This is a genomic window from Frigoribacterium sp. VKM Ac-2859, from assembly GCF_013204925.1.
Classification (GTDB): domain Bacteria; phylum Actinomycetota; class Actinomycetes; order Actinomycetales; family Microbacteriaceae; genus Frigoribacterium.
Window position 1 is genome coordinate 1,219,742 of the sequence record NZ_JABMLC010000001.1, and the last position, 18,679, is coordinate 1,238,420.

An 18,679-nucleotide genomic window follows, 5' to 3' on the forward strand; every position below is an offset into this window, starting at 1 on the left:
GACCGGCTTGGCCGGGCCGTGCGGCGCGATGAAGGCCAGTGGGACGGGCTACGCGCTCCACCGCTAGGTTCCCCCGATCGGGAACTCCTGACCGGGGCGCCGTCGGGGAATCGCCAGCCGCCAGGATCGGCGACCCCGGGGTCCGAGCACTCGCGGCAACGAGGAGTTGCCGACATCCTCGGCGCGACGGGGGCCACCCGCCGTGAAGATCAGCGCTTCGATCGCCTCAGCCGTCGACCGCCACCTGTTCTTCACCATCATGGCGCTCGCCCGGAACGGCACCCGCCCCTCACGGGCGATGTCGGAGTCCTTGACCCGGTCCTCGTCGAAACGCCGTTCGTGGTGTGCTCGTCCATCGGTCTCGAATCCGATGATGCCGTCGACCACCATGTCGATGATCTTGTTCGTCCCCGAGACGGGGATCTGACGCACGACGTGGCGTCCCGCGCGTCGGAGTCTCGTCCCGGCGGCGCTCTCGAGGATGCTCTCCGCGCCTCCTTCACTCCATGCGACGAGGCCGGCAGCGTCCACCCTCTTGCGGGACAACACCTCGGCGGCGTCGTCATCGTCCTGGACGATGCCTGCCTCCCTCGCCCAGTCGACGAGGATCACCGCGTCCTCGAAGGATGGCGCCTCGACGACCGCCCGTGCCAGGGCGTCGCGAGGATCGACCGCCCAGGTCGATCCTCGGCAACTCAGGTCGACGGGGTCCCAGACGACACGGACCCCTCGACGCCTCCGGAGGCGCGAGGCCGTCAACGGAACCGACACGGTGACGGGCGGTCGGCGCGACGACCACGACCACGCCCCGAGCAGGTGGAGGGCGGAGGCTCCCGTGAGCCGGCCACCGACCGCCACCGCGACGAACCGGGGGTCATGGGGCGGCCACGTGGAGTACCACCCCCGCCGGGGCCGGACGACGCTGCGGGATCGCACGGCGACGGTGAGGTGTCGGTCGGTCGCGCCGTGGGCGACGAGGTCGCGTCTGTGGAGCAGGCCTCCGGCGGACGAGACCAATTCGGCGATCGTGGTCATGTCCACGAGCGTGTCGGAATCGCCGTAGCCGGCACCTCCGCGCGACTCGGATCGGGGACGCACGGCGGCGGCGGGCCCCTGGGGACGAGACGACGCCGGACCGGTGTGACCTTATCCGCGGTCGGGACCGGCCTGCCGTCGGCAACTCCTGTCTCCTGCCCAGACCCGATGTCGTGCGAGAGTTCCGGCCCGGTGGCGATGCCCTGGGGCAGGAGTTGCCGATCGTGCTGGTGCGGTGTCGGGAACTCCTGCCTCGGGCGTCGGCGTCGCGAGGGAGGCGCGAGGGCTCCGCCTCGGGAAGCCGACAGCCAGGAGTTGCCGACCGGGACAGACGCTTGGCGGTGACAGCAGGCGGAACGGACAGGACAGGACGGGACGAGACGGAAGGGGGCAGTAGACGGACGGGACAGGGGCGGCACGAGGCGAGGCGGGGGCTGGGCGAGACGAGGCGAGGCGGGGGCGGGGCGGGGCGGGGCGGGGGCGGCGATCAGGGAGTCGTGACCGCCGGGGGCATGCGCGCGAGGTCCGGACCGATGCCGATGTCGACGAGCACGACGCGTCCGGCTCGCTCCGCCCCCGGGCTCACGACGAGCCCGACCTTGTGCCCGCCGAACGTGACGGTGACGTCCGCGGGCAGCACGTGTGGCGGATCGGGGAGGGCCCCGTCGTCCACCCCGATGCCGCTCGGAACGTCGACCGCGATCACTCGTGGTGCGGGCTCCGTGACGTCGCCGTCCGCAGCCGAACCTCCGCCCGGGGACGTCCCTGCGCCCCTCCCCGTCACGGATGCCACAGCCGCTTCCGCACCCGCACCCCATGTCGCACCAGTGACCACCGGCAGCACCGCCTCCACCACGCGCAGCGAATCCCCCCGGAGCCCCGCTCCGTTCGAGCCCGTCCCGACCAGTCCGTCGAGCAGCACGTCGTACGCGGGCAGAACCCCCGCCACGACCGCAGCATCGCACCAGGCTTCGACGTCGTCGAGCACGGCCCCTGCCGCGAGCGCCGCGGCCAGGGCGGCCTCGTGCACCCGTGACCCCACCGGCACGACCGTCACCGCGCCGCCTTGTGGCACAAGCTCGCGGGCGAGCGACTCCCCGGCGTAGAGCGCGTCACCGCCGTTGTTGCCGCTTCCGACGAGCAACAGGATGCGGCCCGCACGACCGTCCCGAGAGGACGAGGAGGCGCGCAACACGTCGCGCACGACGTCCGCGAGACCGTCGGCCGCCCGCCTCATCAAGGGTTCACCCGCCTCCAGGTGTGGGCGCTCCGCCTCGCGGATCTGTGCCGCCGTCCAAGCTTCGACCATGCGTCCACCCTCCTCCCCTCGCCCGCCGGACGACCGGGCTCCCACCCCGGTCCGCCACGGCGCCGGGCCCCGCCGTGCCGCACCGCGCCGAGGGAGGACCTGCTCGTGCGGCACCGGCCGAGTCGGTAACTCCGGGCCTGTGACGCGCAGGCGGCCGAGGGCGCCGCCCACGGGAGGCACGGGCGGCACGAGGGAGGAGTTGCCGACATCGCGCGCCACTCGGCACCTCGGACGACCCGATCGCGAGCAGACCCGATCGCGAGCAGACCCGAGCCGACCGTCACGCGACCAGAACGGCACGACGAGCGGGAGGCGCAGCGGGCACGACGAGCGGGACGTGCAGCGGGCACGACGCGCGAGACGCGCGCAGGGGGCACGACGAGCGGGGCGCGCAGCGGGCACGACGAGCAGAACGAGCACAGCGAGCACTACGACCACAACCGTCACGAGCTGTGCGGCGCTGCCAGACTGTCGGGATGCGTGCGACCACCCCGAACCCCGTCGACGGCACCGAGATCGCCTACGAGGTCGACGGGGACGGTCCGCCGCTCCTGCTCGTGCACGGCTCGGGCCTCTCGCGCGGCACCTGGCGGGGGCTCGGCTACCTCCGGGACCTGCAGCGCGACTTCACGGTGGTCGCCCTCGACATGCGCGGCCACGGCAAGAGCGGCAAGCCCCACGACCCCGAGTCGTATGCGATGGACCTGCACCGTGGTGACGTCGGCGCCGTGCTCGACGCCACGGGCCTCGAGCCCGCGCACTACGTCGGTTACTCGTTCGGCGCCCGCATCGGGCTGTCCGTCGCGGCGCACGAGCCCCGGCGCCTCCGGACGCTGACCACGATCGGTGGCAGCTGGGCCCCGATGAACGGCAACATCGGCGCGACCTTCACGCCCGACTGGCACGACGCCCTGACGACGGGTGGCATGGCCCGCTTCGTCGACCGCTGGGGCGAGACGATCGGCCGTCCGATCGATCCCGAGACCCGCCTGGCCTTCATGCAGGACGACCCGATCGCCCTGGCCGCCTTCTTCACCGCGGCAGAGACGGGTGGCGGCCTGACGGTCCCCCAGCTCGACTCGGTCGAGGTCCCCACCCTCCTGCTGGCCGGCACGCGGGACGTCGACCGCCACCGCGAGTCCCAGGAGGCCGCCCGCCGGATGCCGGCAGCCGTCTTCTACTCGCTCGTCGGCCAGGACCACGCCTCGTCGCTGCTCCCCGTCGACCAGGTGACGGACCTGCTGCGCACCTTCCTCGAGACCGTCGACGCCTGAGGCCCGCCCCGACGGGTCGTCGACCCGGAGGCGCGGCGCCCGAACGCAGGACGCCACCAGGAGGCGCGGCGCCCGAACGCAGGACGCGACCCGGAGGCGCGGTGCCGGTGCGCAGGACGCCACGGGACGACCCCGGCGAGCGCCGGTGCGCGCCGACTGCGAGAATGGACGCACCATGGGCATCAGTCGGCGAGCGTTCTTGACGGGATCGGTCTCGGGGGCCGCGATCCTCGTGCTGTCGGCCTGCACGACGGACTCCCCCGCGCCGACGGCCAGCCCCACCCCGTCCGCCACGCCGACCCCCACGCCGACGCCGACCTCGTCGGGCACGGTCGCCCCCGCCGCCTTCCGCCGCAGCTCGTGGGCCGACGATCCCTACTCCCTCGGGGCGACGAGCCACCTCACCCCCGGCACCTCCGACGCCGACCGCCGGTTGCTCGGCACCCCGCTCGACGACCGCCTCTTCTTCGCCGGAGAAGCCGTCGCCTCGACGATGGGCGGCACGGTCTACGGTGCACGCCAGTCGGGCTTCGACGTCGCGGCGCAGGTCGCCGAGGTCGCCACGGCCGACGAGCGCATCGTCGTGATCGGCGCCGGCATCGCGGGCGCGACCGCGGCGCGGTCCCTCGTCGACCGGGGCTACGACGTCGTGGTCGTCGAGGCCCGCGGCCGGGTCGGCGGCCGGGTGCACAGCGTGCACGACGACGACTGGCCCTACCCGGTCGAACTCGGCGTCGGCCTGCTCGAGGGCCCCGGGTCGGTGGCCCTCCAGGCTGCCCTCGCCCTCGCCCGCGTCCGCACCCGGCCGCTCGACGACACCGTCGAGGTCCGGACGTCCGACGGTGCGGTCGACTCCCTCGGCGACGCCGCCGACCGTCTCGACCGGGCCGCGTCCTGGGCCGCGGGGCGCTCCACCACGACCGACGCCGACTCCGGCACGAGCGTCGCCGACGCCCTCTCCGGCTCGGGGGCCGACGACGTCTCGGCCCTGCCCGGTCCCGACGGGGTCTCGGACGCCGACCGCCTCGCCCTCGTGCTCGACGACCTCCTCCCGGCCCGCTGGGGGGTCGGGGCCGACGACCTCGCCGCCTCGGCCCTCGGCGACGACCCCGCGGGCGACCTGCTGCCCACCGGCGCCTCCGTGGTGACGGGTGGCCTGTCGGGCTTCGTCGCGGGCCTGCTCGACGGCCTCGACGTGCTCCGCGACAGCAACGTCGTCCGCGTGCAGTACGGCGACCAGGGCGTGGGGCTGAGGCTCGCGACCGGCGAGTCGCTCTCGGTCGACCGCGCCGTGTCGACCATCCCCCTGGGCGTGCTGAAGACCGGCGTGCCCGAGTTCTCACCCGACCTGCCGTCCACCCACACGGACGCGATCGAGGCCCTCGGCGTCGGCACGCGCGAAGTGCTCTGGCTGCGCTTCGACGAGGCCTTCTGGTCCACCCAGGCCACGGTCTGGGCCGTGCTCGACGACGACGCCCCCTACCGGCTCTTCGTCAACCTCATGCCGGCGACCGGCGCACCCGTGCTGGTCGCGCTGACCGGTGGCGACGCGGCGGCCGAGGTCGCCGGCCTCGACGACGACGCGGCGGTGGCCTCGGCGATGCAGAGCCTGGCGCCCTACCTCGACCTCGTGGCCGCCGGGTCCCCCGCGCCCACCGACGAGCCGACGGCCGACCCGACGTCCTGACCCGCGCCTCCTCGTCCGTCGACCGCAGGAGGCGCGGTGCCCGTCGCCGACGCCGGCCCGCCACCCTGCCGTGCCCGCGCGTGCGGCCGCACGTGGCTCAGCGCGACGAGCCCCACGAGCACGCCGACGATCGTGCCCAGGGCGATGCCGTTGTACAACAGGAACTCGCCCGGCCAGGTGACCTGCGCCGGGTCGAGGAAGAAGTACGGGTACCAGCCGACGTCGGCGCCCCGGACGATCGTGAACACGCCCCACACGAGCGGGAAGACCAGCACCACCGAGAGCACCCGCCACCGCACCCGCGGCCGGTCGGGGCCGAACACCCAGTCCACGAGCACGAACGTCGGGATCACGAAGTGCAGCAGCTGGCTCGACCAGGGCACCTCGATGCGGTAGTCGTGACTCGCCGACTCGGCGACGATGATGCCGAACACGATGCCCGACACGATCACGTAGGTGCTGACCAGGGCGTGGACTCCTGCGAACCAGCCGGGCTCCTGCCGCCCACGCAACGACACGACGCCCGCGAAGGCGAGCACCACGACGTTCGCCATGTTGCTCTGCTGCGTGAAGTAGCTGAAGTAGTTGATCGAGCTGAAGGTGCTGAAACCGAGCACGTAGACGAAGTCGGCGACGAGGGCGACGACGCCGACGGCGGCCGCGAGCAGGCGTAGGACGCCGACGATCCGTCGCACCGTGTCACGCCCTCCGGATCTGGTCGGCTGTGGTCGGGGGAAACGTCGATCGTACTAGGCGCCCGCCCGACGCCTCGACGTGCGGAGGCCGGGCCCGCTCGTCGTGACGACGTGCGGACCCGGCCTCGGTGCCTCGGCGTCGCGACCGAGCGCGACGTCGTGCCGATCAGGCGATCAGCTGGGGATGTAGTTGAACTCGTCCGGGTTCGGACCGGTGCGCTCGTCCTTGTTCAGGGCGGTGATGGCGGCCACGTCGGCGTCGGTCAGCTCGAAGTCGAAGAGATCGAAGTTCTCTTCAACGCGCGAGCGCGTGACCGACTTCGGGAAGACGATGTCGCCACGCTGGATGTGCCAGCGCAGCGTCACCTGCGCGGTCGTCTTGCCGACGCGCTCGGCGATCTCGGTGATGGTCTCGTCCTTGAGCACGCCGCCCTGGGCGATGGGCGACCAGGCCTCGGTGTGGATGCCCTTCGAGACGCCGAACTCGCGCAGCGCGTCCTGGGTCAGGTAGGGGTGGACCTCGATCTGGTTGACGACCGGGACGACCGAGCCCTCGTCGAGGACGCGCTCGAGGTGGGGCTGCTGGAAGTTCGAGACGCCGATGGACTTCGCGCGGCCGGTGGCGTGGATCTCCTCGAGGGCCTTCCAGGTCTCGACGTAGTCGACGTCGATGCCGGGCAGCGGCCAGTGGATGAGGAACAGGTCGACGTAGTCCTGCTTCAGCGCGTCGAGCGTGCCGTCGAACGCCTTCAGCGCGTCGTCACGCTTGTGGAAGCCGTTGTTGAGCTTCGAGGTGACGAAGATCTCGCTGCGGTCGATGCCGCTCTCGGCGATCGCCTCGCCGACGCCCGCCTCGTTGCCGTACATCTCGGCGGTGTCGATGTGGCGGTAACCGACCTCGAACGCGGTGAGGGTGGCGTCCTTGGTCTCGGCCGGGTCGACCTGGTAGACGCCGAACCCGAGCTGAGGGATCTGGATTCCGTTGTTCAGGGTGATGGTGGGGATCGTGGTCATGTGTAGAGCCAACCACTCACCCCCGTCGAACCTTCCGAGGAAACACTGGTGGACGTACCCCGGGCGTGTTACTGTGGTGAGTCGCTTGGGTCCTTCTTCTCAGAAGTGCCCCGTGCGGTGACGACCGAGTCCACACCGGTGCACCGCCCGAACAGCCCCGCGAGACGACCTCGCCGGATGCGCACGATGACCACCGATCATCGTTGCCCTACTTCTCCGGCCGCCGTCACCGCAGGCCCGACCACCGCCGTCAGGCGGACCACGAGCGCCCATCCGGCATCTCGTGCCACGGATTCTGTCGCAACACAGAGCACACATCGAAATCGAGCATCATGAACGACATCATCAGCATCACCGGCACGGTCACGACCGCGCCCACCCTCACCACCGCCCGCCTCGTCGAGTTCGTCGTCGTCGACGACCGCGGCACCCAGTTCGCTGTCCGCGCCTGGCGCGACGACGTCACCGCCGCCGTGCGCGTCGGTGCGTCGGTCGTCGTCGACGGAGCGGCCGGCTGGGTCATCCCCGGTCGCAGCTGGCGCCACGAGCCCAGCCGCACCATCGTGCAGGCCTCGTCGGTCGAGACCCGCGAGCTCGCCCTGGCCGCCTAGGCCCCGGCGGCGCCTGCGGGCGCGACGACCCGAGGAGGCGCGGTGAGGCTGTCGGCCGCACCGCGCCTCCTGCGGTTCCCGGCCCCGAGGAGGCGCGGTGAGGCTGTCGGCCGCACCGCGCCTCCTGCGGTTCCCGGCACCACGACGAGGGGCCCGGCCACCGAGGAGGTGACCGGGCCCGTCGTCGTGTGCGGAACCCGCGAGGTCAGAGCCCCCGGGCGCGGACCAGGATCGGACGGTGGTCGCTGATGCCGGCCGGCAGGGTGACGACGTCCTCGATCTTGAGGTCGTAGCTCGTCGCGAAGTCGAAGTGGCCCTTGACGTACTTGTAGCCGAGGTAGGTCGGGGTCGAACTGCGGGTCAGCACGAAGCCGTCGCGCTCGATGTGCTTGCGGAGACCGCCGTGGAACCACGGGTAGTTGAAGTCGCCCACCATGAGCATCGGCACGCCGGGCGCCAGCGCACGCATGAGGCGGTGCGCCGACTCGACCTGCTTCTTCCGCAGGGCGTTCGTGGCGGTGAGCGGGGCGGCGTGGAACGAGCCGATCAGCACGTCGCGTCCGCTCTGCCGGTCGGCCAGGTGCATGGCCAGGAGACGCTCGTGCGCCGGCGACATCACCCGGTCGTGCATCGACTTCTTCAGCGCGTAGACGTTCGTCCCCAGCAACTCGAAGCGCGAACGGCGGTAGTAGGCCGCCAGCCCGAGACGGTTGTTGTGCGTCGACGCCGCGAGGGCGAACTCGCCGAACTCGTCGGGGATGTCCTTCGTGTCGGCCTCTTGCAGGCAGAGCACGTCGGCGTCGTTGTCCTCGGCGAGCGACCGGATCTCGCCCTTGGCCGTGTGCTCGCGAAGGTTGTAGCTGACGACGCGCATCGTGTGTCCGTTGTCTTCTGTCACGAGTAGCGAACCTAGTCCACGTCTGTTTCGGGGAGGTGCAGGTTGGACGAAAGGGGGGTGCCGGGTGAGGCGGACGTCGTGTCCGCCGCACCCGGCACCCCCTGACGGTCGGCTACTCGCCGCGGTGGCTGCGGTCGGCGTCACCGGTCAGCGCCGCGCGGGCCGCACGGCGACGGGCCGAGACGACGAGCGCTGCACCGAGCAGGGTCAGCAGTGCGGCCAGCGTGACCGGGCCGGCCAGCTCGGCGCCGGTGAAGGCGAGACCGGTGGTCGCTGCCGCGGCGGCGGGTCGAGGCGTCGACGCGGCCGGGGCGGTCGGGCCCGCCGCGGGGGCGGCGAGCGCGGCCGGGGTCGTCGTCGGGGAGGACGTCGGCGTGGTGGTCGTGCCGGTCGCGCCGGAGACGCGGGCGAACCAGGCGTTCGAGGACGTCACGGCCTGGCCCGACTCGATGCCCCGCGCCGTCACGGTGCCGACGTCGTGGTGGTCGGCGGTGCCGGCCGTCACACCCGCGAGGGCGGCGGTGCAGTCGAACGAGGCGCCGACCGCGAGCGGGCCGGCCCAGGTGACACCGGTGGACGGTCCGCCCAGGGCGCTGAAGTCACAGCTCAGGCCCGTGACGGTGCCGTTGGCGACGACCGCGTCCGAGACCGAGACGTCGGCGAGCGCGTCGGCGCCCGTGTTGGTCACCCGGTAGGCCAGCGAGGCGGTCCCGTCGGAGAGCACGACGGCGGCGTCGGCGGTGTCGGCCGCGTGGCCCGCGGCGTCGCCCTTCGTGATGGTCACGGCGGAGACGGGGACGTCACCGCTGCCCACTCCCCCGGCGGAGGCCTGGACCTTCGAGGCCGTGACCCGGCTGCCGGCGGCGACACCGGCCCGGACGGTCGATGCCGTCGCGGCGTTGGTGAAGGTCTGCGGGGCGGTCGCGGTGCCGGTGGGGGCGGCGAGGCTCACGGCGACGGCGGCACGGTACTGCGCGGTCCGCGTCTGCGCGCCCCACGAGACCGTGTACCCGGAGTCGGTGCAGTCGAACGAGGCCGGGGTCACGGCGACCGGGGCGGCCAGCGAACCGTCGGCCTTGGTGCGGATCTCGGTGAAGACGGCGGTGTCGCAGTCGAACGACCACGCCTCGCCGGCGGGGACCGAGTCACCGACGGTGGCCGAGTCGAACGGCCCCATCGGCGTGTTCACGCTCCAGACGAGGAAGTCGTCGGCCACGAGTCGACCCTGGTCGGCACGGGTGTAGGTGCCGAACTTCGTCACGACGTCCGAGCCGCGCAGCACACCGGTCGGAGTGACGACGGTCGTGAAGTCGCGACCGTCGTTCGTGGTCGACGTGAAGGGGGTCGGCACGCCCGACGGGGTGGTGCGTCCCTCGAAGTCGGACGTGACGAAGGCCTGGCCGCTGACGTTGAGGTGGTCCTCGGCGTAGGCGGTCATCGTGAAGGTGACCACGGACGGGCGCGTCCCGACGACGGCGGCGTCGGCCACGACCGCACCGGTGGCGGGGTCGCGGAGCGCGAAGTCGGTGGGCAGGTTCTTCAGGTGCTCGCTGAGCGTCAGCGTGAAGGTGTCACCGGCGAGGGTGTCGTCGGGCACCTGCCACGCGATCGTCGTCGTGAGCTGGGAACCCTGCTTCGGCGTGGTCGGGGTGACCGTCACGTTCGTGATGGCACCGTCGATCTCGGCGGCCCGGGCCGGAGCCGCGGTGCCGGTGAGGGCGGCGGTGCCGGCCAGGGCGAGGGTGGCGAGCAGCGCGGCGGACAGGCGCAGGGCCCTCCGCCCGCGACGGGGAGACCCCGCGAGGGTGAGCGAATGCATGGTGGTGCCTTTTTCGGGTAGGGCAGATGCGCGCCTCGACCTGTTCCCCCGGTGCCGTGTTCGGGTACGGCGCCGGGGTCGGGTGAACGGGGATCGTCACGTCTCGGGTGACACCCAAACTAGGGCCGGCGTGCCGACCGTGTCCACCATCGGGGGGACAGATCACCCGGACGAGGAACGGGCGACGAGGGTGGCGCCCGAGCGACGGACGTTCCGCGGTGCGCCGTGCGCCGTGCGCCGTGCGCCGTGCGCGGTTTGCCGGGAACTCCTGCACCCTGTCCGACACCCGCCCCGATTCCCCCGCAGGCGAGCCCACACCGCAGCACGAGCCAGGAGTTGCCGACACGGACCACCCCCGGTCGGCAACTCCTGCACCCTGCCCGGCACCCGCCCCGACTCCCCCGCAGGCGAGCGCCACCGCAGCACGAGCCAGGAGATGCCGACACGGACGGCCCCCGGTCGGCAACTCCTGCACCCTGACCGACACCGGCCCCGACTCCCCCGCTGGCGAGCGACGCCGCAGCAGGGACCAGGAGTTGCCGACACCGCGGCGGGGGCGGAACACGGGCCAGGAGTTGCCGACACCACGCGGGCGGGGCAGGCGGGGCGGGAGGGGGCGGGGACGCGAGGAGGCGGTGGTCGCCCTCCCGAGGGAAGGTGACCACCGCCTCCGGGTGGCTCAGGCCGTCAGGCCGTCAGGCCGTCAGGCCGTCAGGCCGTCAGGCCGCGGGTGCTACCCGCGCCAGGGGAACCAGCCGTGGAAGAGGTCGCCGAGGGCGTTCCAAATCCACTGCAGGATGTCACCGAGGCTCCAGCCGCCGGGGTGTCCGGGCTGTCCGGGGTGGCCGGGCTGGCCCGGGCCGGGACCCGGGTCGGTGGGCGTCTCGGGCTCTTCTCCCGAGGCGACCGTGAGATAGGTGACCTGTCCCGTGTCGCCGTACACGACGCGGCCGAGGAAGGTCTGCTCGTAGGGCAGGCCCGTCCAGGACGCGGTCAGCGTCGCCGTCTCGCCCAGCCCTGCGGAGAGGGTGGCCGGGTCGACCGCGAAGCCTCCGACGGCCGTCGCCGGGTCAAGCAGGTACGACGTCAGCGTGTAGTCGAGCTGCCCGGCACCGCTGTAGAAGTCGACCAGCAGCACGTACTCGCCCGCCGCGGGGCCGTCGAGGTCGATCTGCTCGTCCGCCGAACCGGTGGCCGAGGACGCCGCGAGCCGGTCGGGCGCACCGTCGGCACCGGCCGTGTAGAGGAGCAGGTCGAGGTCCGCGGTGTCGTCGGCGCTGTCGAGCACGAAGCGCGCGTGGCTGGTGCCCTCGGCGATCGTGACCGGCGTCTCGGCCGCCGCGGTGCCTGCCGCACCCGAGCCGGTCGTGACCTGCCCGGCGGCGAGGCCCTCGGTGGTGAGCGGCAGCTCGAGGGCGTCGCCCGCCGTGACGTCGAACGCCTTCTCGCCCGTGGCGCCCTCGCCGGCCACCTCGGCCGGGGCCTGCAGCTGGACGGGGCGCACGGCGAGCGGGCTGCGCACGTCGTGGGTCCCGTCGGACCAGGTGAGGTAGCCGGTGGCGAACTGGTCGAGCTCCGCCGTCGTCCGGGTGAAGGTGACCGTGTAGTCCTGCTCCTCGCCCGCGGCGCCGAAGGTCAACGTCGAGGGTTCGACCGTCGCCGTCACGCCGTCCATCTCGATCGGGGCGACCGTGTAGGTCCCCGCCCCGGTCGAGGTGACGGTGCGCGTGACCTGGGCGGTGCCGGCCAGCGAGCCGACGCTGATCGACGGCAGGTTGAGCGACGAGTCCGTGCCCTCGACGGTGTCGATCGAGTCGACGTAGGCCTGCCAGTCGGCCGGACCGTTCTCGTAGAGCAGCCCGGGTTCGAGGAACGCGGTCGGGTCGACGTGGCCGGCGCCCTGGGCGAAGACGTCCCGGCTCGGAGCACCGTCCTCGCCGACGAGGTCGTAGGCGGTCGTCATCATGGCCGACTTGACCTCGTCCGGGGTCCAGTCGGGGTGGACGTCCTTCGAGAGGTAGAGCGCGGCCAGACCGGCGATGTGGGGGGACGACATCGACGTGCCCGAGAGGAACTCGTACGTGCCGGGCTCGCCTTGCGCGTTGGCACCGTCCGCGAGGATCGCCACGCCGGGGGCCGAGATGTCGGGCTTCAGCAGGTTGCCGCCGTCGGCCGTCACCGGGCCGCGCGACGAGAAGCCGGCGATCTGGGGGGTGGCGGGCTCGGGCAGTGCGCCCGGGTTGCCGTCGAGCAGGGTGGCGGTGGCACCTTCGGTGTCGGCGTACGCGTGGACCGCGTCGTAGTCGTCGGCGTTGAGGTGGACCGTGGGGACGGCGTGTTCGTCGAGGTCGACCGAGCTGCTCGTCGGGTTGACCAGCACCATGCCGATGCCGCCGGCGCGCTCGACCTCGGCCGACTTGGCCGTGCGGTCGTAGACACCGCGGTCGCAGAGCACGATCGTGCCGGCGGCCTTCGCCGGGTCGAGCGTGTCCGGTGCGCAGAGGGTCACCGCGGTGGCGTCGGCGCCGGCGGCCGCGACGGCGGTCGACGAGACGAAGTCGCCCGTCAGGCCGTCGGTGCCGGTCGGCACGGTGATCGAGCCGCCCAGGTAGTCGGTGCCGTCGGCGGTCCGAACCGTCGCGCTGTAGCTGGGGATGGTCGACGCCGCGACCGTGGTGATCCACGGTGCCGCGTTGTCGGCGGTGGTCGCGGTCGGGCCGTCGTTGCCCGCCGAGGCCGCCACGAAGACGCCGGCCGAGGCCGCGCCGAGGAACGCCTGGTCGGTGGCCGAGAAGGTGCTCGTGGCCCCGCCTCCGCCGATCGAGTAGTTGATGACGTCGACGCCGTCGGTGACCGCGGCCTCGATGGCGGCGATCAGGTCGAGCGTGGCGCAGCCGTCGTCGTCGGTGGCGACGCGGTCGGGGCCGTCCCAGCAGACCTTGTAGGCCGCGATCTTGGCGGCCGGGGCGACGCCCGAGACGGTGCCGAACGAACGGTCGCCGATGGTGGCCTCGACGTCGGCGTTGCCCGCGGCGGTCGACGCCGTGTGCGAGCCGTGGCCGTTGCCGTCGCGGGGAGAGAGGTACTCGCCCTGCTCCTCGGTGCCGATGTTGCCGACGCCGAAGCCGTCGACGAAGTAGCGCGCACCGATCAGCTTCGTGTTGCAGTCGCCCGCGTCGAACTGCACGCCGGTCTGGCACACGCCGGTGAAGGTGCCGCCGTCGCCCTTGGCGAAGACGGTCCGGTCGCCGTCGAGGTGGGGTTCGGCGTCGCTGGCCGACCCCAGGGGGTCACCGGCGAACGAGGCGTTGCCCGCCGCGATGCCCGAGTCGATGATGCCGACGACGACTCCTTCGCCGGCCTTCTCGCGTCCGCCGACGGCGTCCCAGACGCCACCGTTCCCCTCGGCGTCGCCCAGGCCGAGGAACTCGGTCGACGGCGTCGCCTGCAGCTTGAGCAGCTCGTTCTTCGAGACGGCGGCGACCGAGGGGTCGCTCGCGAGCTCGGCGGCCTGGGCGGCCGTGAGGTCGGCCGCGAAGGCGTTGGTCGTGATGGCGTAGCTCGCCTGGACGGTGGCGCCGGCCGCCGCCGCGACGTCCTGCTGGACGCCCTTCAGGTGCTCGGCGTAGTCCTGCACGGGAGCGCTCTGCGCGTCGAGGTCGCTGCCTTCGGGCACGGCGGTGCGGGCGAGGCCCGGCTGTCCGCCCTCGTAGGTCGCGGCCGCCGGCTCGCGCAGCGTGACGATGTACTTGCCGTCGGAGAACTGGCTGTCGCCCACGACGGCCGGGCCGTCCGCGGCGAAGGAGGCGGTGGCCGGCACCGCGACGAGGCCCGCGGCGACGACGCCGGTGGCGAGGAGGGTGGCGAAGCCGCCACGGAGTCGGGTGCGGGGCGGAGCGGTCGGCCTGCGTCGGCCGGATGGTGTGATCACGGATCGCCTTTCGATGCACGTCGTTCGGGACGTGCTGTCGGTGGTGCGCCGCAGCCCCGGGCCGCGGTCGATCCATAAGAACTACCTGTGAATGTCGGTGACCCTCTAGTGGGGGCCATGGCCGAAACCGGCCACTGACCGGCTTCGGCCAGAGAGTTCACACGAGGAGGCGCGGGCGGGGCACCGCCGTCGTCCCCCCTTCGGCGGACGGTCGCCTCGCCGCGCCTCCCTACCGCGTCGTCAGCCCGAGCCGCGCCGCCGCCCAGGCCGTCCCCGCGCCGAGCCCGCGCGACGCCGTCGACCAGTCGTGGCCGCTGCCGGGCACGACGTGGCGGGTGACGGCCATGCCCGCGGCCCGGGCCGCCGCCGCCACGACGGGCATCACGGGCCCGTAGCGCGAGTCGGTCCCGCCGACGGCGAAGAACCCGGCACTGTCGGCGTAGGGGGCCCGGGCGGCCAGCACGGCGAGCGGCTGGGCGGCGTCGTAGGCCGCCCGGTCGCCGGCGAAGCCGCGCTCGACCGTCGCCCGGGCTCCCCCGTCCAGCAGTGGTCCCCGCTGCCCCGAGACGTCGACGAACGAGGCGAAGAGCTCGGGGTGGCCCGCCGCCAGCTGGAGCGAACAGGTGCCGCCCTCCGAGAAGCCCGACACGGCCCACGCCCGACCGGGCGCCTGGACCGAGAGGTGGCTCGTGATCCACCGGGGCACGTCGACCGTCAGGTAGGTCTCGCTGTGACCGAGGGGTCCGTCGACGCACATCGGGTTGTTGGTCGGCCGCTCGAGCTGGTCGGGCATCACGACGATCGGCGCGAGGCCGTGGTGCGTGCGGGCGAGCGCGTCGAGGGTCTCGACCATCCGTCCGGCGTCGACGAGGTTCTCCGGCGCGGCGCCGGGGCCCTGTCCGGACAGGACGACGTCGACGGGCAGGGGCGGCGGATCGGCCACGAGGGCGGCGGGCGGCAGGTACACCAGGGCGTCCCGCGCGTCGAAGTGGGACGCCGTGCCCGGGATGGCGACGCTGCCGAGCCGTCCGCGGGACGGCAGGTCGGCGGGTGCCCGCCAGGTGCGTCCCAGGTCCGGGGCCGCCGGGGTCGACGTCCGTCCGGCCCGCACGGCCGCCCCCTGCGCGACCGGGACGACGAGCGGCGAGACGTCCGACACGCCGAGCAGGGCCCCCACGGTCGGGAAGAGCCCGCTGTCGCGGTCGATCGCGAGGCCGGTGGCGAGGGCCGTCACGACGATCGTCGAGGCGGCGAGGACCCGCCGCCCCGCGCCTCCGCGCACCACGGCGACCACGGCCGCGCCGACCACCGCCAGCAAGGCCCCGACCCAGAGACGGTCGACCCAGGTGGGCGGGACGTCGAGGACGTCCTCGACGTCTCCGAGCCACCAGGTGACCAGCGCGCCGAGGCCGGCCCCCAGCGCGGCGGCTGCGGCGACCCAGCGCCACCAGGTGCGGGCCCCGCGCGGACGGCGCACCGTCGAGACCACGAGCGCCCCGGCCACGGCGTACACGGCCGCGAGGGTGCCCGCGGACATCAGGGAGAGCCTCAGCACGAGGGCTCCGCACGGGGAGGATCGATCACGTCCGGACGCTATCGAGGCGACTCGATGGGTGAGCCGTGAGAGGGCTGGGCGTCGGCTGACTCAGACCCAGCCGCGGCGTGCGGCCTCGACTCCGGCGTGGAACCGGTTGCTCGCGCCGAGCTCGTCGAAGAGGGCGTGCAGGCGTCGCCGGAGCGTGCGGGACGAGATGCCGAGCTGACCGGCGATCACCTCGTCGGTCGCCCCCGCCGCCACGAGGGCGAGGAGGTCGCGCTCGGCGGGGGTGGGGGGTCGCATCGCGAGTCGCGCCTCCTGGTCCCGCGACGGCACGGTGGCTCCCGACGTCGCCGGCACGGTCGACGACGACGCCAGTCGCGCGGCCACCGCGGCCCAGTCGACCGCGGCCCCACCGGCCCCCGGGGTGCCCGGCACGGGCAACGCGCTGCGCCACCGGGCCTCGAACAGGTCGTGGAGGGCGGCGACGAGCGGCTCGGACTCGGTCACGAGGGCCTCGGGCCGGTCGGGGTCGTGCCCGATCGAGACGAGGGCCACCCGGCGGTCGGCGACGGCGAGCTTGACCGGCAGGTCGTGCGTGATGCGGGCCTCCTCCCCGTCGGCGCCGAGGCGGTGGACGCCCTGCCAGCTGCCGTCGGCCGAGATGCTGGCGACCGTGTAGACCGCCCGCCACCGCACGCCGCGCCCGAGGGCGACCCGCTGGGTGGACTCGTTCGACGCGACCACGTAGGGCGGACGGTCGAAGGCGACGAAGTCGGTGGTCGCCCGGTGCTCCAGCCTCGAGTACCAGTCCCCCACGGCCGCGTGCCCGACGACCACCCGCGTGAGTTCGTCGGCGTCATGCGGGCGGCGGCCCTCGTCGAACAGCGCTCCCAGCTCGGGCACGGCCGCGCGCACCTCGACGAGCGCGTCGGCACGCGCGGCGACGACGGCCGGCACGGCCACGCGCGGGTCCACCGCGCCGTAGCCCTCGCCCCCCGCCGAGCGCTGGACGAGCCCGAGCGAACGGAGGCGCTCCAGGGCGGCCAGGGCCGTCGCCTCGTCGAGGTGCACGGCCCGTGCCACGGCCTCGGGCGTCGGCCCGGCCGCCGCTCCCGCGGCGTCCGCCAGCCCGGCCCCGGCGACGACGTGACGGTAGACCGCGACGGCCACGTCGTCGATCCCGAGGGCGGCGAAGGACGGAAGGGGCACGGGACGATCTTGCCCCGTCACAGCCGACTCTTGGTAGCGTCGTCCAGATGACCGGACACGGGGCGGGGCGGTGAGCCGCGAGACGATCGCGTCGCCCTCGGCGGCGAGGCTGCGCCGACCCGGTTTCTCGATCGGTCTCGCCGACCGGTTCTCGGGCAGCTGGCGCAGCGTGCTGGTCGTCTACCTCGCGTCGCGGCTGTTCTCGACGAGCGTCCTCTTCGCCGTCTACGAGGTCGCGAAACTCGCCGGTGCGACCTTCATCACCCCCGGCAGCGACCGCAGCTTCCTCGACTTCACCTCGTCGTGGGACGCCGACCGGTACCGCACCATCGCGCTGCACGGCTATCCCTCGACCCTGCCGACCGACGCTGCCGGCGAGGTGCTGCCGAACGAGTGGGCGTTCCTGCCGGTCTTCCCGTACCTCTGCCACCTGCTGATGGTCGCCACGGGCATGGACTTCGTCGTCGCCGCCCCTCTGCTCGCCACCGTCTTCGGTGCGGCTGCGGCCGTCGTCCTCCACCGCCTGCTCGTGACGAAGGTCGGACGCACCGGCGCCCTCTGGGCCGTGCTGCTGTTCTGCTTCGGGCCGATGGCGTTCGTCATGTCGGTCGGCTACGCCGAGAGCCTCTTCCTCCTGCTGATGTTCGGCGGCCTGCTCGCCATGCAGCGGCGGAACTACCCGCTCGTGGCGGCGGCGGGCATCGTCGCCTCGTTCGTCCGACCCGGGGCGCTCGCCCTGGCGTTGGCGCTCGGCATCCACCTGATCGTGCGCTGGCACACCGAGCGGGAGCGACCCGGGGCCCGCACGGCCGCTGCCTCCGCCGCCGCTGCCTCGACCACGTCCTCCGCTTCGACCTCGGCCTCGATCACGGGGCACGGCACAGCGGGTGCCGACGCGCCGTCCGCGTCGACGCCGCGGTCCCCCGGAGGCGCCGGGACGCGACGGATCGCCGGGATCGGCAGCGCGCCTCCTGCCCTCATCCTCGCCGCCCGGGCGTCGGCCCGTCGTTCCTGGGCCGGGCTGCGCGAGTTCGTCGTCGGTGGCCGGATGCCGAAGCGCGAACTGACGACGATCGTCGTGGCGGGGCTCTCGATGGCCGCGGCGGGACTCGCCTGGCCGGTGATCGCCCACGTGGTCACGGGCCAGTCCGACGCCTACCTCGAGACCGAGATGGCCTGGTGGGTGGACTACGTCGGCCGCCCGGCGTTCGTGCCGTTGACCCCGTGGTTCCTCCTCGCCGGGCGGTGGCTGGGCATCGGGGGCATCGTGCTCGTGCTGGCCATCATCGCGTCGTTCACGTTCTGGGTGACCCGACGCTCGACGCTGCGGCTCGGTCACGAGGTCGTCGCGTTCACCGCGGGGTTCTTCGCCTACCTCGTCGCGGTGTTCCTGCCCCAGCAGAGCCTGTTCCGCCTGCTCATGCCCCTCAGCCCCCTGCTCGGCACGCCCGCGATCTCGTCGCGACCGTGGGTGCGGCGCTCGATGCTGCTCGGCGGGGCCGCGCTGCAGCCCGTCGCCGTCGTGTTCGTCTTCCTCTTCACCGCGCCGTAGCCGTCGGCGCGATCCCGGCCCCGACGGGCCGTGCGGTGGCGGCTGTGCGGTGGCGGGTCGGCAGCAGCGGGCTACGCCGGGGCGGGGCCCTGCGGCGGCGGGCTG

At 73.4% G+C, this 18,679-nt stretch carries 13 protein-coding genes; 4 read left to right on the forward strand and 9 right to left on the reverse strand.

What is annotated here, in order from left to right; genetic code table 11:
- Window positions 1-63: 63 nt before the first annotated feature.
- A complete protein-coding gene (locus tag HQQ78_RS05655) occupies window positions 64-1,035 on the reverse strand; it encodes a glycyl-tRNA synthetase (RefSeq protein WP_173151473.1) in 972 nt (323 codons plus the stop codon).
- Window positions 1,036-1,522: 487 nt separating this feature from the next.
- Window positions 1,523-2,344, reverse strand: coding sequence for an NAD(P)H-hydrate epimerase (locus HQQ78_RS05660; RefSeq protein WP_173151475.1), 822 nt, complete (start codon window positions 2,342-2,344; stop codon window positions 1,523-1,525).
- Between the two features lie 476 nt (window positions 2,345-2,820).
- Between HQQ78_RS05660 and HQQ78_RS05665 the strand changes: the two genes are divergently transcribed.
- On the forward strand, window positions 2,821-3,618 hold the full coding sequence (locus tag HQQ78_RS05665; protein ID WP_056046697.1) for an alpha/beta fold hydrolase: 798 nt from the start codon (window positions 2,821-2,823) through the stop codon (window positions 3,616-3,618).
- A 175-nt stretch (window positions 3,619-3,793) separates the two neighbouring features.
- Complete coding sequence (locus HQQ78_RS05670) at window positions 3,794-5,305, forward strand: FAD-dependent oxidoreductase (protein WP_173151477.1); 1,512 nt, start codon at window positions 3,794-3,796, stop codon at window positions 5,303-5,305.
- Here HQQ78_RS05670 and HQQ78_RS05675 read toward each other — a convergent pair.
- Together HQQ78_RS05675 and HQQ78_RS05680 are read right to left on the reverse strand one after the other, a co-directional pair.
- Window positions 5,236-6,000 carry a Pr6Pr family membrane protein gene (locus HQQ78_RS05675; RefSeq protein ID WP_056046700.1) on the reverse strand — a complete coding sequence of 255 codons (765 nt, stop codon included), beginning with the start codon at window positions 5,998-6,000 and terminating at the stop codon, window positions 5,236-5,238. The genes HQQ78_RS05670 and HQQ78_RS05675 overlap by 70 nt on opposite strands.
- Before the next feature lie 174 nt (window positions 6,001-6,174).
- The gene (locus HQQ78_RS05680; protein WP_173151479.1) at window positions 6,175-7,014 is read right to left on the reverse strand and encodes an aldo/keto reductase; all 840 of its coding nucleotides are present in this window, start codon (window positions 7,012-7,014) and stop codon (window positions 6,175-6,177) included.
- Window positions 7,015-7,346: 332 nt separating this feature from the next.
- On the opposite strand from HQQ78_RS05680, the gene HQQ78_RS05685 reads away from it, so the two are divergent.
- Window positions 7,347-7,625, forward strand: coding sequence for a hypothetical protein (locus HQQ78_RS05685; RefSeq protein WP_056046704.1), 279 nt, complete (start codon window positions 7,347-7,349; stop codon window positions 7,623-7,625).
- A 205-nt stretch (window positions 7,626-7,830) separates the two neighbouring features.
- Here HQQ78_RS05685 and HQQ78_RS05690 read toward each other — a convergent pair whose 3' ends face one another.
- The 5 genes from HQQ78_RS05690 to HQQ78_RS16345 all read right to left on the reverse strand — a co-directional run bounded on the left by HQQ78_RS05690 (window position 7,831) and on the right by HQQ78_RS16345 (window position 17,022).
- Complete coding sequence (locus HQQ78_RS05690; RefSeq protein ID WP_307785101.1) at window positions 7,831-8,523, reverse strand: endonuclease/exonuclease/phosphatase family protein; 693 nt, start codon at window positions 8,521-8,523, stop codon at window positions 7,831-7,833.
- Window positions 8,524-8,635: 112 nt separating this feature from the next.
- Complete coding sequence (locus HQQ78_RS05695) at window positions 8,636-10,342, reverse strand: Ig-like domain-containing protein (RefSeq protein ID WP_173151481.1); 1,707 nt, start codon at window positions 10,340-10,342, stop codon at window positions 8,636-8,638.
- 733 nt (window positions 10,343-11,075) lie between these two features.
- Window positions 11,076-14,273, reverse strand: a complete 3,198-nt coding sequence (locus HQQ78_RS05700; protein WP_173151483.1) for a S8 family serine peptidase — start codon at window positions 14,271-14,273, stop codon at window positions 11,076-11,078.
- 229 nt (window positions 14,274-14,502) lie between these two features.
- Window positions 14,503-15,810, reverse strand: coding sequence for an alpha/beta hydrolase family protein (locus HQQ78_RS05705; protein WP_173151485.1), 1,308 nt, complete (start codon window positions 15,808-15,810; stop codon window positions 14,503-14,505).
- Between the two features lie 108 nt (window positions 15,811-15,918).
- The gene (locus HQQ78_RS16345; protein ID WP_173151487.1) at window positions 15,919-17,022 is read right to left on the reverse strand and encodes a helix-turn-helix transcriptional regulator; all 1,104 of its coding nucleotides are present in this window, start codon (window positions 17,020-17,022) and stop codon (window positions 15,919-15,921) included.
- Window positions 17,023-17,092: 70 nt separating this feature from the next.
- On the opposite strand from HQQ78_RS16345, the gene HQQ78_RS05715 reads away from it, so the two are divergent.
- Entirely contained in the window at window positions 17,093-18,574 is a 1,482-nt protein-coding gene (locus HQQ78_RS05715) for a mannosyltransferase family protein (protein ID WP_173151489.1), read from the forward strand.
- The last annotated feature ends 105 nt before the right edge of the window (window positions 18,575-18,679 follow it).

Excerpts from the sequence above, each read along its gene's own strand:
- HQQ78_RS05705 (WP_173151485.1), bottom strand. The coding sequence starts at position 15,810 with ATGTCCGCGGGCACCCTCGCGGCCGTGTACGCCGTGGCCGGGGCGCTC.
- HQQ78_RS05655 (WP_173151473.1), bottom strand. The coding sequence starts at position 1,035 with ATGACCACGATCGCCGAATTGGTCTCGTCCGCCGGAGGCCTGCTCCAC.
- HQQ78_RS05680 (WP_173151479.1), bottom strand. The coding sequence starts at position 7,014 with ATGACCACGATCCCCACCATCACCCTGAACAACGGAATCCAGATCCCT.
- HQQ78_RS05670 (WP_173151477.1), top strand. The coding sequence starts at position 3,794 with ATGGGCATCAGTCGGCGAGCGTTCTTGACGGGATCGGTCTCGGGGGCC.
- HQQ78_RS05695 (WP_173151481.1), bottom strand. The coding sequence starts at position 10,342 with ATGCATTCGCTCACCCTCGCGGGGTCTCCCCGTCGCGGGCGGAGGGCC.
- HQQ78_RS05660 (WP_173151475.1), bottom strand. The coding sequence starts at position 2,344 with ATGGTCGAAGCTTGGACGGCGGCACAGATCCGCGAGGCGGAGCGCCCA.
- HQQ78_RS05685 (WP_056046704.1), top strand. The coding sequence starts at position 7,347 with ATGAACGACATCATCAGCATCACCGGCACGGTCACGACCGCGCCCACC.
- HQQ78_RS05665 (WP_056046697.1), top strand. The coding sequence starts at position 2,821 with ATGCGTGCGACCACCCCGAACCCCGTCGACGGCACCGAGATCGCCTAC.